This is a genomic window from Streptomyces sp. NBC_01275 (assembly GCF_026340655.1).
GTDB lineage: Bacteria > Actinomycetota > Actinomycetes > Streptomycetales > Streptomycetaceae > Streptomyces.
In genome coordinates, this window is sequence record NZ_JAPEOZ010000001.1 from 5,907,000 (window position 1) to 5,920,098 (window position 13,099).

Annotated in this window: 9 protein-coding genes; 6 read left to right on the forward strand and 3 right to left on the reverse strand. The window is 73.0% G+C overall.

The window, feature by feature from the left end:
* Positions 1-147 precede the first annotated feature (147 nt).
* The 3 genes from OG562_RS26250 to OG562_RS26260 all read right to left on the reverse strand — a co-directional run bounded on the left by OG562_RS26250 (position 148) and on the right by OG562_RS26260 (position 5,099).
* Positions 148-1,125: a hypothetical protein gene (locus OG562_RS26250; RefSeq protein ID WP_266401884.1), complete on the reverse strand. Its 978-nt coding sequence runs from the start codon at positions 1,123-1,125 to the stop codon at positions 148-150.
* A gap of 30 nt (positions 1,126-1,155) precedes the next feature.
* Positions 1,156-2,649, reverse strand: a complete 1,494-nt coding sequence (locus tag OG562_RS26255) for a M48 family metalloprotease (protein ID WP_266401887.1) — start codon at positions 2,647-2,649, stop codon at positions 1,156-1,158.
* A 95-nt stretch (positions 2,650-2,744) separates the two neighbouring features.
* A complete protein-coding gene (locus tag OG562_RS26260; RefSeq protein ID WP_266401890.1) occupies positions 2,745-5,099 on the reverse strand; it encodes a glycoside hydrolase family 3 N-terminal domain-containing protein in 2,355 nt (784 codons plus the stop codon).
* A gap of 162 nt (positions 5,100-5,261) precedes the next feature.
* Between OG562_RS26260 and OG562_RS26265 the strand changes: the two genes are divergently transcribed.
* The 6 genes from OG562_RS26265 to OG562_RS26290 all read left to right on the forward strand — a co-directional run bounded on the left by OG562_RS26265 (position 5,262) and on the right by OG562_RS26290 (position 13,086).
* The gene (locus OG562_RS26265; RefSeq protein WP_266401892.1) at positions 5,262-6,311 is read left to right on the forward strand and encodes a LacI family DNA-binding transcriptional regulator; all 1,050 of its coding nucleotides are present in this window, start codon (positions 5,262-5,264) and stop codon (positions 6,309-6,311) included.
* Positions 6,312-6,500: 189 nt separating this feature from the next.
* The gene (locus tag OG562_RS26270; protein ID WP_266409525.1) at positions 6,501-7,838 is read left to right on the forward strand and encodes an endo-1,4-beta-xylanase; all 1,338 of its coding nucleotides are present in this window, start codon (positions 6,501-6,503) and stop codon (positions 7,836-7,838) included.
* Positions 7,839-7,987: 149 nt separating this feature from the next.
* Positions 7,988-9,055, forward strand: a complete 1,068-nt coding sequence (locus OG562_RS26275; protein ID WP_266401895.1) for an LCP family protein — start codon at positions 7,988-7,990, stop codon at positions 9,053-9,055.
* A gap of 139 nt (positions 9,056-9,194) precedes the next feature.
* The gene (locus tag OG562_RS26280; RefSeq protein ID WP_266401897.1) at positions 9,195-9,551 is read left to right on the forward strand and encodes a YciI family protein; all 357 of its coding nucleotides are present in this window, start codon (positions 9,195-9,197) and stop codon (positions 9,549-9,551) included.
* Positions 9,552-9,603: 52 nt separating this feature from the next.
* On the forward strand, positions 9,604-10,869 hold the full coding sequence (locus OG562_RS26285) for an RNA polymerase sigma factor (protein ID WP_266401898.1): 1,266 nt from the start codon (positions 9,604-9,606) through the stop codon (positions 10,867-10,869).
* A 165-nt stretch (positions 10,870-11,034) separates the two neighbouring features.
* On the forward strand, positions 11,035-13,086 hold the full coding sequence (locus tag OG562_RS26290) for a cell wall-binding repeat-containing protein (protein ID WP_266401900.1): 2,052 nt from the start codon (positions 11,035-11,037) through the stop codon (positions 13,084-13,086).
* The last annotated feature ends 13 nt before the right edge of the window (positions 13,087-13,099 follow it).

Here is a 13,099-nt window from a genome sequence, read left to right on the forward strand (position 1 = left end):
GACGCCGTCCCCGGGGACGGCGCAGAGGTCTTCTCCCTCATGCGCGAGAGCGCGCTGCCGCCGGGGGAGTACGTGCAGCGGTACTTCGCCACGGGGGACGAGCGGACCGGGTGAGCACGGCCGCCTCCCACCCGCGGCCCCGGCCCGTCACGGCTGCGGCGCCGACAGGGCCCACGCCGACGTCAGGAGGGCGGCCACGCCGAGAGTGACGCTGACCGTGCCGGTCAGACTGCCCCCGGTCAGGAAGACGCCCGGGAACGGGCCGAGGACGAGGCCGACGAGGGCGGGGTGGGCGATGCGCCGTCGCCAGGGGACGGCCGGGCGCGGGACCGTGCCGGCCGGGAGGACGAAGGCGTCGCGCAGGTCGGTGCGGACCGCGTCGTGGTCGTCGAAGACGACTCCCGGCGACGGGCGGGTCCGCAGCCGGCCCAGGGGGACCAGCCGGGTGCCGTCGGGGAGGGCGACCACGGCCGGGAGGCGGGTCCCGTCCTTCGCGCGGTGCACGGTCGCCTCGACCGGGCCGGTGACCCCGTCCAGGGCCGGGTGCCACATGACGCGCTGCCAGTGCCTGCCGCCCTCGAGGTCGGCCAGCTCCAGCCAGGTCGTCTTCGCGTCCCGGAGAATCGTCGGCTGCCGGGCGCCGAAACGGACGTACGCCGTCGTCGGGCGGCCGGGGCGCAGCGCCGTGAGGCGGAAGCGCAGGCCGCGCCAGGCCCAGACGCAGAGCAGCGGGACGGCGACCAGGGCGCCGATGAAGAGCGGGGCGAGGAGGTCGTCCTCGTCGGCGGTCTCGTCCGGGTCGGCCGGGAAGCCCCGGGGAGAGGACTCGGCGGGGTCGTAGTCCACGGGGAAGTCGTCGCCCTCGAGGTAGCGGCCGGTGTCGTAGACGCCGAAGCGCTGTACGCGGGTGCGGCCCTCGTCGTCCGTCCAGCGCACGCGGATGTCGTCGTCGTCTCCGATGTGGTCCTCCACGACCACGCCGGGGGCGGTGGCCGAGGCCCGGTCGCGGGCGTCGAGGTAGCGCTGGGCGTGGAAGCCGGCCCAGGCGGCCAACAGGGCGTAGCCCAGGAGGACGACGGCCACGCCCAGCAGACCCACGCGCAGGGCGGGTCCGGGGCGTCTCATACGGCCCACTCCCTCATACGACCCACTCCCTCATACGGCCCACTCCTTCGGTTCCGCGGACGCCCACAGGGCCCGTACCGGTCCCGGGTCCCCGCTGCGCAGGGCCTCGCCCAGCAGCTCGTGCAGGTCGACGACCCTGTCCTCGTCCGGCGCGGTGACGACGGTGGTGAGCCAGGGGCTGGTGTACGTCCAGCCCGTCGCGCACAGGACCTCCGCGAAGGGCGGGCTCACGGCGCTCGCCAGGACGCTGCGGGTGAACGCCGGGCGGACGGACGCGGGCACCCGGCGCAGGGCGGGTTCGACCCGGCGGGCCAGCCGTGTCCAGCCGCCGTCGGCGAGGGCGTCCAGGGCCAGCGCCACCGCCTCGGTCGAGCTGTCCCGGCGGGTCGCGTGCAGAAGGGACAGACGGGTGTCGTAGCCGAGTTCGCGCAGTTCGCTGTGGGGCAGGTCCAGGACGCGTACCGGACGCACGTCCTCGCCCGGCTCGTTCGCCGGCTCCCAGTCCAGGCCCGCGAGCCGTCGGACGCACCACGCCTCGACGGCCGCCGCGGTCCGCAGGGTGAGCGGCGCCGTGCCGTACGGGGCGACGGAGTGGGGCGGCAGCGCGGCCACGCGGTCCTCCAGGGGCGGGTGGTCGGCCGTGGCGTACGGGTCCACGGCCTCCGCCTGGGCGGCGGCGCGGGCGGTCCGGCGGACGACGTGCGGGTCGGCGAGGGCGGTGTCGACGGCGTCGTAGAAGTCCTCGGGGTAGGCGTCCTCCTCGGCCAGCGCCGACAGCCAGCGCTCGCCGAGTCCGTCGAAGGCGGCGTCGAGCAGGGCGACCCGGCGCAGCGCCTCGGCGGTGGCCGCACTGCCCCCGATCCGTGCCGCGTCGGCGTCGGCCGCCGTCTCCGCGTGCCAGAACACGGGCTGGGAGGCGCGCAGCAAGGGTGCGGCCAGGGGCGCGAGCGGGCGGAAGCGGCCGTCCAAACGGTCCGCGAGCCGGGCGCGGGCGAACCGCAGCAGGGTCGCGCGGCGGTCGCGGGCGTGCCGTTCGTGCGCCAGCTCGTGCGCGATCACGCACGCCAGCTCGGCCTCGGTCAGGGTGCGCAGCAGGGGCAGGCCGAGCAGGAGGACGTAGGCGCGTACGCCGGAGACGTCCGCGCGGCCCAGGGCCGCCTGGACGCCGGGCACGATCCGCACCAGCAACGGCCCGCGGAAGCCGAGCCGTTCGGCGACGTCCCGCACCAGCGCGGTCAGCTCCGGCTCGTCGCCGGGGCGCACGGCCCGCCCGGGCAGCGGGCCGCGGCCCGCCCCGACGGCCCGGGTGATCTCGACGACGACCAGGAACAGCGGTGCGAGCGGTGCCCACGGCGGACCCCAGAGGGAGAACAGCAGGACCGCGACCGCTCCGGCGACCGCCCTCGGCAGCCAGGCCAGCGCGAGCATGACGACGCCGAGCAGCCACTCATGGAGCGGGGAGAGCGCAGAGCCCGGGGCGACCCGACTCCGGTCGCCCATACCGTCGCCTATGGGGATGTCCATCGCGGTTCCCGTCGTACCCGTCGGACCCGTCGTACTGCTGGGGTGTCGGCGGATTCTGACACACCGGTACGACGTCGATCACGGCCGTACGGCCGTCACGGGGTCTGTGCCACCTCCGCCTCGCAGCGCAGTCGCCGGTTCGCGCCCACCTCGCGCACCGGTCCGGTCAGGCGCAGCCGGGCCACCTCGCGGGCGTCCGCGCTGGAGGCGCCCAACCGCAGCTCCAGCGCCCCGGGTTCGACCACGCGCCGTCCCGCGCGGTCGGTGAAGGCGGACAGGTCGGCGTGGAAGGGGAAGGTCACCCGGGCCGCCCCGCCGGCGGGCAGCTCCAGCCGCTGGTAGCCGATCAGGCGTACGTCGGGACGCGTCACGCTCGCCACCGGGTCGTGCAGGTACAGCTGGACGACCTCCGCGCCCGCCCGGTCGCCGGTGTTGCGGACGGTGACGGAGAGGTCGTAGGCGCCGTCCGTGGCGATCTCGGCGTCGGGGCCCGCGAAGTCCTCCCAGGCGAACGTCGTGTAGGAGCGCCCGTGGCCGAAGGGGTACAGCGGGGTCGGGTCCAGGTTGCTGACCTCGCCGGCCAGGCCCAGCGGCGGCTGGAGGTAGGTCCACGGCTGGCCGCCGGGCACGCGCGGCACGCTCACCGGGAGGCGGCCCGAGGGGTTCACCCGGCCCGACAGCACTCCCGCGACCGCCGGACCGCCCTCCTCTCCCGGGAAGAACGCCTGGACGACCGCCCCCAGCCGCCCGTCCCAGCGGCCCAGCGCGTACGGGCGGCCGGTGAGCAGGACCAGGACCACCGGGACGCCCGTCGCCACCAGCGCGTCCAGCAGCTCGCCCTGGACGCCCGGCAGGCTCAGGTCGGCCACGTCGCAGCCCTCGCCGGAGGTGCCCCGGCCGAACAGGCCCGCCCGGTCGCCCAGGACGGCCACGCAGACGTCCGCCTCCGCGGTCCGGGCCACCGCCTCCGTGAAGCCGGACGCGTCGGGGTCGGACACCCCGCACCCTTCCGTGAACGTCACTTTCGCGTCCGGGAGTTCGGCCCGCAGGGACTCCAGCAGCGTCGGGATCTCGATGCCCAGCTCCACCCCGGGGTGGTGGGTGAGGACATGGGACGGGAAGGAGTAGCAGCCCAGCATCGCCAGGGCGTCCGCCGCCCGCGGGCCCACCACCGCCACGCGGGTGTCGGGGGCGAGGGGGAGCAGTCCGTCGGCATTGTCCAGCAGGACCACCGACTCCTCCGCCAGCCGACGGGCGAGCGCGCGGTTCGCGGCCGGGTCGAGGTCGATCGCCGCGCGGACCGTCTCGCCGGCCGTCTCGCCGTTCGTCCTGTCGGTCGTCTCCGGGGGCTGCGGCTGCCAGTCCTCGTCCAGCAGGCCCAGTTCGCACTTCTGGAGCAGCACCCGGCGGGCGGCCCGGTCCACCAGCTCCTCCCCGACCTCGCCCGCCCGCACGGCCGCCACCAGCTCGTCCCCGTAGTACTTCACCGTCGGCAGCTCGACGTCGACGCCGGCCTCCAGCGCCAGCCGCGCCGCCTCCGCCGGGGTGCCCGCCACCCGGTGCAGGGTCTGCAGGAAGCCGATGCCGAAGTAGTCGGCGACGACCGTCCCGGTGAAGCCCCACTCCTCGCGCAGCAGCCGGGTCAGCAGCTCGGGGTCGGCGGAGGCGGGCACTCCGTCGCGTTCCGTGTAGGCCGCCATCACCGACCGCGCGCCGCCCTCGCGCAGCGCCATCTCGAACGGCGGCAGCGTCACGTCCGCGAACTCCCGGGCGCCCGCCCGCACCGGGGCCAGATTGCGGGCGCCCGCCGAGGACGCGTACCCGGCGAAGTGCTTGAGCGTGGCGACGATCCCGGCCGACTCCAGCCCGCGCACATAGGCGGCGCCCACCGTGCCGACCAGATACGGGTCCTCCCCGATCGTCTCCTCGACCCGCCCCCAGCGCGGGTCGCGGACGACGTCCAGGACGGGGGCGAGGCCCTGGTGCACGCCGACCGCGCGCAGGTCCCGGCCGATGTGCCGGGCCATCTCCTCCACCAGCGGCGGGTCGAAGGCGGCGCCCCAGGCCAGCGGGACCGGGTAGGCGGTGGCCCGCCAGGCGGTGAAGCCGGCCAGGCACTCCTCGTGGGCGACCGCCGGGATGCCGAAGCGGCCCGCCGCGGCGATCCGGCGCTGCGCGCGCGCCAGCGCCCGCGCGCCGAGCGCCGGGTCCACGGGGGCCGTGCCGAAGGAACGGGTCAGCTGGCCGAGCCCCCGGGTGATCAGCTCGGCCCAGTCGTAGTCGGAGGTCATGTCGTGCTGGTGCGGGGCGACTCCGTCGCCGTCCGTGTCGGCGCCGACCCACACGCCGTACAGCTGCGCGGTCTTCTCCTCCAGGGTCATCCGGGGGAGCAGGTCGTCGACACGGGCGGCGGCGGGCAGGGCGGGGTCACGCCAGGGGGCGGTGGTCATGAAACTCCTGTCAGAGGTCGGTGAGCCACCAGTCGGGGTACCGGTATCGCTTCGTATCGGTGTCGAACGTACGAATGTTTCGGCCATTGCTTCGAATGTTCCGGGAACCTATGGCGTCGCAATAGGTTCGTCAAGAGGTCGCGCGGGGATACGATCGCCGCCATGACACCCTCGGACCCCGCAGAAACGCGGACGGAAGCGCGGTCGCCGCAGACCGCGACCCTCGCGGAGATCGCCCGCGAGGCCGGCGTCTCGGCGCCGACTGTTTCGAAGGTCCTCAACGGCCGCGCCGACGTCGCCCCCGCGACCCGCACCCGCGTGGAGGAGCTGCTGCGCGCGCACGGCTACCGGCGCCGCCGTGCCGAGGCCACCCGCTCGCCCCTGATCGACCTGGTCTTCCACGAGCTGGAGAGCGCGTGGGCGATGGAGGTCATCCGGGGCGTGGAGAACGTGGCGCGGGACGCCGGGCTGAGCGTGGTGCTGAGCGAGAGCGCGGGACGGCTCACCCCGGGGCGGACCTGGGCCGACCAGGTCGCCGCCCGCCGCCCGCACGGCGTGGTCCTCGTCCTGTCCGGGCTCGACGAGTCCCAGCGGGCGCTGCTGACCAGCCGCTCCATCCCGTTCGTGGTGATGGACCCGGCCGGCGACCCGGGCGCCGACGTGCCGTCCATCGGCGCCACCAACTGGCAGGGCGGGCTCGCCGCCACCCGGCACCTGGTCGAGCTGGGGCACCGGCGGATCGGGGCGATCAGCGGGCCGCCGCAGATGATGTGCAGCCGGGCCCGGATCGACGGCTACCGGGCGGCGCTGGAGACGGCCGGGCTGCCGGTCGAGCAGGGACTGATCAAGACCGGGGACTTCCACCACGAGACCGGCCACCGGCTCGGCCGCGAGCTGCTGGACCGCCCCGACCGGCCCACGGCCGTGTTCGCCGGCAACGACCTCCAGGCGCTCGGTCTGTACGAGGCCGCCCGCGAGCTGGGGCTGCGCATCCCGGAGGACGTGAGCGTGGTCGGCTTCGACGATCTGCCGGTGGCCCGCCTGCTGGGCCCGCCGCTGACGACCGTACGGCAGCCGCTGACGGAGATGGCCGAGGCCGCGGCCCGGCTGGTGCTGGAGCTGGGGCGTGCGCAGGAGGCGCCGACGGCGACCCGGGTGGAGCTGGCGACCAGCCTGGTCGTGCGGGCGAGCACCGGGGCTCCGGTGGCCTGAAGTCCACGCGATTGACCGGAAGTTGACGTATTGACGGGTGGGGCGAGCGCCTCCACACTCCTCCGAAGTCAATCGGTTGCACAACCGAAACTTTCGGAGGCACCCGCAGTGAGAACCTCCAAGACCTTCAGTACATCCACTTTCGGTACATCCACCTTCGGTACATCCGTACGGGCGAGTCTCGCCGTCCTGCTCACCGCAGCGGCCGCCGCCGGCGCCCTGCTCGGCGCCGGCGTCACGACCGCGCAGGCCGCCGACACGCCCCTGCGCGATCTCGGCGCAGCCAAGGGCAAGGTCATCGGCACGGCGGTCACCGGCTCCAAGCTCACCGGGACCTACGGAGACGTCGCCGGGGCCCAGTTCAACTCGCTGACCCCCGGCAACGCCATGAAGTGGGGCTCGGTGGAGCCGACCCAGGGAACCTTCAACTGGGCGGAGGCCGACCAGATCGTGGCCTTCGCGCAGGCCCACAACCAACAGGTGCGCGGCCACACCCTCGTCTGGCACAGCCAGAACCCGAGCTGGCTCACGAACGGCAGCTGGACCTCCGCCCAGCTCGGCACCCTGCTCCAGAACCACATCAACACCGAGGTGGGCCGCTACAAGGGCGAGATCGCCGCCTGGGACGTCGTCAACGAGCCCTTCAACGAGGACGGCACCTACCGTTCCACCCTCTGGTACAACGGCCTCGGCACGGACTACATCGCCAGTGCCCTGACCTGGGCGCGGGCCGCCGACCCGGCCGCCAAGCTGTACATCAACGACTACAACGTCGAGGGCGTCAACGCGAAGTCGACCGCCCTGTACAACCTGGTCAAGTCGCTGAAGGAACGGGGCGTCCCGATCGACGGGGTCGGCCTCCAGGCCCACCTGATCCTCGGTCAGGTGCCGTCCACCCTCCAGCAGAACATCCAGCGTTTCGCCGACCTCGGCGTCGACGTGGCGATCACCGAGCTGGACATCCGGATGGCGCTCCCGGCGGACGCCACGAAGCTCGCCCAGCAGAAGGCCGACTACAAGGCGGTCACGGCCGCCTGCGTCGCGGTCGCCCGCTGTGTGAACCTCACCGTCTGGGGCTTCACCGACTCCGACTCCTGGGTCGACAGCACCTTCCCGGGCTACGGGGCGGCGACGCCGTACGACGCGAACTACGCGCCGAAACCGGCCTACTACGGCATCTCCGAGGCGCTCGGCGGGACGACGACCACCCCGCCGCCGACCACTCCGCCGAGCGGGGCGTGCACGGCCGCGTACAGCGTGGGCAGCCAGTGGAACACCGGGTTCACCGGGAACGTGACGATCTCCTGCTCGGGCGCCTCGCTGTCGTCCTGGAAGGTGACCTGGACGTACGGCGCGGGGCAGCAGATCACCCAGGCCTGGAACGCGACCTGCACCCAGTCGGGGGCGGCCGTCTCGTGCGCGAACGCCTCGTACAACGGGACGGTCCCGGACGGCGGCTCGGTGAGCTTCGGGTTCAACGCGTCGTGGAGCGGGAGCAATCCGGTGCCCGCGGTGACACTGAGCTGAGCTGAGGACGCCGAGATGACAGTGGGCTGAGATGACAGTGCGCTGAGCTGACTGTGGGATGAGCTGACAGTGGGCTGAGAATCCTGAGATTTTCGCAAGAAATCCCGCTCGTGCCGCTTCTCCTAACAGTCCCCTAATGATTCGGACCTATGTTCCTCCCCGTGACGGGACACGAGGAGCGCGACGCGGACGGCAGAAGAGCAGGCCGGCGATCGACCGTACTGAAGATCGCCGGCCTCACTCTGGCCGCCGCCCTGGTGGCGGGCGTCGGGACGGCGGGCTGGGCGTACTGGCGGCTCAACGACAACATCAAGAGCGTCGACATCGACAACGCCCTCGGCGACAACCGCCCCGCGAAGGCGGTCACGACCCCCAGCCCGTCCGGCTCCGCGTCCGCCTCCCCGCTGCCCACCGAGGCCGTGAACATCCTGGTGCTGGGCTCGGACTCGCGCAGCGGCAAGGAGAACCAGGAGCTCGGCGGCGGCGACAGCTCCGGCGCCCGCTCCGACACGGCGATGGTCGTGCACATCGACGCCGGACGGACGTCGGCCACCGTCGTCAGCATCCCGCGCGACACCCTCGTCACGCGCCCGTCCTGCCCGCTGTCCGACGGCGGCTCGACGGCGACGGCGTACGGCGTGATGTTCAACACCGCCTACTCGCTGGGCGGTCCGGTCTGCGCGGTCAAGACGGTCGAGTCGATCACGAACGTCCGCATGGACCACTACATCGAGGTCGACTTCTCGGGCTTCGCGAAGCTGGTGAACGCGCTCGGCGGGGTCACCGTCACCACCGACGAGGACATCGACGACGACGACAGCCATCTGCACCTCGAGGCCGGCACCCATCACCTGAACGGCAGACAGGCCCTCGCCCTCGCCCGCACCCGGCACGGCATCGGCGACGGCAGCGACCTCGGCCGGATAGGCCTCCAGCAGAAGCTGGTCACGGCCCTGCTGGAACAGATCTCCTCGACCGACCTCCTCACCAGCCCCACCCAGCTCTACGAGGTCGCCGACGCGGTCACCGGCAGCCTGACCACCGACACCGGCCTCGACTCCCTCGGCGAGCTGATGGAACTCGGCCAGAGCCTGAAGGGCCTGTCGGCCGGCGGCCTCACCACGGTGATGATGCCGGTGGTGACCGCCCCCTCCGACCCCAACCGGGTGATCGCGAAGGAGCCGGCGGCGAGGGAGCTGTGGGAGTCGCTGAAGTAGCGCCGGAATCCTCCTCGGAAAAAGATTGAGCGAGGGTGTCGATCCGGCCGCCTCCCGTTCGACGCAGGGATGAGAGGCGGGGACAGGCCCCGCCCGCGAGGCTCGTCACCGTACGAGTCGCCGTCCCGAGGGAGTCACCATGCCCCGTTACCTGTCGCTCGTGAAGATCGACGAGGCCTCCGCCCCCGCCGAGGGCCCCAGCCCCGAGCTGATGCAGCGCATGGGCGAGCTGATCGAGGAGGTCACCAAGGCGGGCGTCATGCTCGACACCGCCGGCCTGACCCCGTCCGCGCAGGGCGTCCGTGTGCACTGGGAGGGCGGGAAGATCTCCGTCACCGACGGCCCGTTCACCGAGTCCAAGGAGGTCGTCGGCGGCTACGCGCTCATGCAGTGCAAGGACATGGCCGAGGCGCTGGAGTGGACCAAGCGCTTCCTGAAGGTCCACGAGGAGCACTGGACGGTGACCTGCGAGGTGCGGGAGATCGCCGAGGGCTGAGAGCCCGGGTCGCCCTGGCCCCGGGACGTCCGAGGGTGTTGCATGGTGGGTTGTGCAGTCACCGTCACAGCCCACCGCCGCACACGCGATCGAGACCGTCTTCCGCATGGAGTTCCCGCGGGTCGTCGCCGCCGTCACCCGGGTCGTCCGGGACGTCGGCATCGCCGAGGAGCTGGCGCAGGACGCGCTGGTCGCCGCGCTGGAGCAGTGGCCGCACAGCGGTGTGCCGGACCACCCGGGCGCCTGGCTCACCACCATCGCCCGCCGCCGCGCCGTCGACCTGGTGCGCCGCCGGGAGAACTACGCCCGCAAGCTCCAGGAGATCGGCCGCAGCCTGGAGACGACGGTCCCAGCCGAGGAACCCGCCGCCCCCGACGACATCGACGACGACCTGCTCAGGCTCGTCTTCACCGCCTGCCACCCGGTGCTGTCCCCCGAGGCCCGCACCGCGCTCACCCTGCGCCTGCTCGGAGGCCTGGGCACGGCCGAGATCGCCCGCGCCTTCCTGGTCCCCGAGCCGACGGTCGCGCAGCGCATCGTCCGCGCCAAGAAGACGCTGGCCACGAAGAACGTCGCCTTCGAGGTGCCCTACGGCCCCGACCGCGAGGCCCGGCTCGGCTCGGTCCTCGACGTCATCTACCTGATCTTCAACGAGGGCTACGCGGCCACCGCCGGCGACGACTGGCTGCGCCCGGCGCTGTGCGAGGACGCGCTGCGGCTGGCCCGGCAGCTGGCGGCGCTGATGCCGAAGGAGCCCGAGGTGCACGCGCTGGCGTCCCTGCTGGAGTTCCAGGCCTCCCGCACGGCCGCCCGCACCGGCCCCGACGGCGCGCCCGTCCTGCTCAAGGACCAGAACCGCCGCCGCTGGAACCGCATGCTCCTGGCCCGCGGCATCACCGCCCTGGACCGGGCCCGCGCCGCCTCCGCCGGCCCCCCTGGCCCGTACGCCCTCCAGGCCGCCGTCGCGGCCTGCCACGCGCACGCGTACACCTACGAGGAGACCGACTGGGCGAGCATCGCCACCCTGTACGGCCTGCTGACCGCCCGCACCCCGTCCCCGGTCGTCGAGCTCAACCGCGCGGTCGCCGTCTCGATGGCGGACGGCCCGGGCCCGGCGTTGGAGATCGTCGACGCCGTGGCCGCCGAGCCGACCCTCCGCGACTACCACCTCCTGCCCAGCGTCCGCGGCGACCTGCTGTGGCGCCTGGGCCGTACGGCGGAGGCGAGGGCGGAGTTCGCACGGGCGGCGGAGCTGACCGGCAACGCCCGGGAGCGGGAGCTGCTGCGGGGCAGGGCGGCACAGGCATCCGATGCGTAACTCCGTTCCCCTTGCGTCTCGTTGGGTACTACAGTGACCCAGCCGCTGTGGAACGGCTGTGCGGTCGACGGGAGGGGAAAGACGTCGACCCGGCCCACCCGCGGCACATCTGCATGCTTCCGGCGTCGCGCTTCTGACGTCATGTGATCCCCGGGGGTCGACAACTTGAGACTGTTCACGCGCCGCCGTGCCGCGGCGCTCGCCACCACGGCCGTCCTCACCGCCGTGGGCGCCCTGGCCACCGCGCCGGGCGCCGCCGCCGACGACGCGGGCCCCTGGCCGGGCGTCGAGGGCCGCGTCCTCACCGACGGCGGCCTGCTCACCGACCCGGCCACCGGCCAGGTCACCCAGATCCCCAACGTGGCGAGCTACGCCACCTGGGCGCCGGACGGCAGCCGGCTGATCAGCGCCGCGAGCCAGATCTCCAGCGTCCGCCCCAACGGCACCGGGAAGATCACCCTGCCGTGGGCGCAGGACGTGCGCTCCAGCGCCTCCTACGAGGACCTGACCTTCTGGTGGGGCGGCCGCTTCGTCGTCTTCTCCACCGGCGGCCAGCTCGCCTACGGCCCCTCCGACGGCTCCTGGGCGCCCCGCCCGCTGATGTCCGCCTCCCTGGAGCCGGACACCGTCTGCGACAACGACCCGACGGTGAGCCCCACGGGCCTGGTCGCGTTCGAGCGCCGCGTCAACTACGGCTGCTACGACAACGCCGGCGTCTACGTCTACGACTCCGTCGCCAAGAAGGTCAAGCGCGTCCTGACCGACGCCGAGCAGCCCGCCTACTCGCCGGACGGCACGAAGCTGGCCTTCGTGCGTCATGTCGACGGTCTGGCGCAGATCTTCACCGCGAAGGCCGACGGCGCCGACGTCAAGCAGATCACCACCGGCCCCCGGTCGTACGCCAACCCGTCCTGGTCGCCCACCGGCACCCGGATCGTCTTCGACGCGCACACCTCGCCCAACAGCGACGACGTGCACACCAACGAGTACGTCGACCTGGCCACCGGCCAGCTCACCAAGGTCGCGGACACCCAAGGGGCCAACTTCGGCGTCAACCCCAGCTGGCAGCCCCTGCGCCAGAACGGCGCCGGCCGGGTCTGGGGCGCCGACGCCTACGCCACCAACATCGCCTCCTCCCGCTGGACCTGGAACACGGTCGGCCAGAGCGTGCCGGGCCTGATGAACGCCAAGTCCGCGGTGCTGGTCAACCGGGACGACCCGGCGTACTCCGTCACCGCGCCCGCCCTGGCCGGCAAGAAGCAGGGGCCGGTGCTGATGACCCCGAAGACGGGGCTGTCGTCGGCGGTGAAGAAGGAGCTGAAGCGGGCGGTGAAGCCGGGGGCGAGCGTGTACCTCGTCGGCGGCACGTCCATCCTCAGCGGCTCGGTCGCCAGCCAGCTCAAGACCCTCGGCTACGTCCCCAAGCGGCTGTCCGGCGCGGACCGTTACGCGACCTCGGTCGCGGTGGCCAAGTCCGTCGCCGCCACCCCGACGTACGTGTTCCTGGCCGGCGGCTCCGAGTACCGTGCGGCCCTCTCGGCGGCCGCCGCGGCCGGCGCCGACGGCAGCGCCAGCACGGGCAGCGTCGTGCTCACCAACGGCAAGAAGCTGACCGCGTCGGTGAAGGCGTACCTCAACAGCCTGAACCCGAACAAGACCATGATCATTACGGTCGGTTCGGCGGCCAAGTACGCGCTCACCCACACGAGTTACTCCCGGTGGCCGTCGACGTACTCGTACTACCCGATCGCGGGATCGGGCGGCACGGACGCGGCGATCTCGGTGGCCATCGCCAAGTTCTGGTGGACCGCGCCGAGCCAGACCGCTCTCGCCTTCACCGGCCAGTGGCGTGACGGGGTGTCCGCGGCCGCCGCGATGAACGTCTTCGGGCCCGTGCTGTGGACCACCCGCCCCGCCCTGTCGAGCGAGGTCAAGAGCTACCTGCTGCGCGAGTCCGCTAGCACCAACTTCACGGCCGCCTTCGGCAACACCGGCGCGGTCACCGCCCAGGCGCTGAACACGGTGGGCGCCTCGATCAGCGCGGGCAGCAGCTACTTCGACTACCGCCCGTACTACAACGGCGTCATCCCCGCGACCGCACAGGCGTCGACCTACGCGCTGCGCACCAACGACGGCCAGGCCGCCACGGTGCAGCGGTCGGCCCCGGTCGGCGCGGACCCGCACCTGGACGCGCTCAAGACGCTCCAGCACCAGTAGTACTCATGTAGTA

Excerpts from the sequence above, each read along its gene's own strand:
- OG562_RS26250 (WP_266401884.1), bottom strand. The coding sequence starts at position 1,125 with ATGAGACGCCCCGGACCCGCCCTGCGCGTGGGTCTGCTGGGCGTGGCC.
- OG562_RS26255 (WP_266401887.1), bottom strand. The coding sequence starts at position 2,649 with ATGGACATCCCCATAGGCGACGGTATGGGCGACCGGAGTCGGGTCGCC.
- OG562_RS26260 (WP_266401890.1), bottom strand. The coding sequence starts at position 5,099 with ATGACCACCGCCCCCTGGCGTGACCCCGCCCTGCCCGCCGCCGCCCGT.
- OG562_RS26265 (WP_266401892.1), top strand. The coding sequence starts at position 5,262 with ATGACACCCTCGGACCCCGCAGAAACGCGGACGGAAGCGCGGTCGCCG.
- OG562_RS26275 (WP_266401895.1), top strand. The coding sequence starts at position 7,988 with ATGTTCCTCCCCGTGACGGGACACGAGGAGCGCGACGCGGACGGCAGA.
- OG562_RS26280 (WP_266401897.1), top strand. The coding sequence starts at position 9,195 with ATGCCCCGTTACCTGTCGCTCGTGAAGATCGACGAGGCCTCCGCCCCC.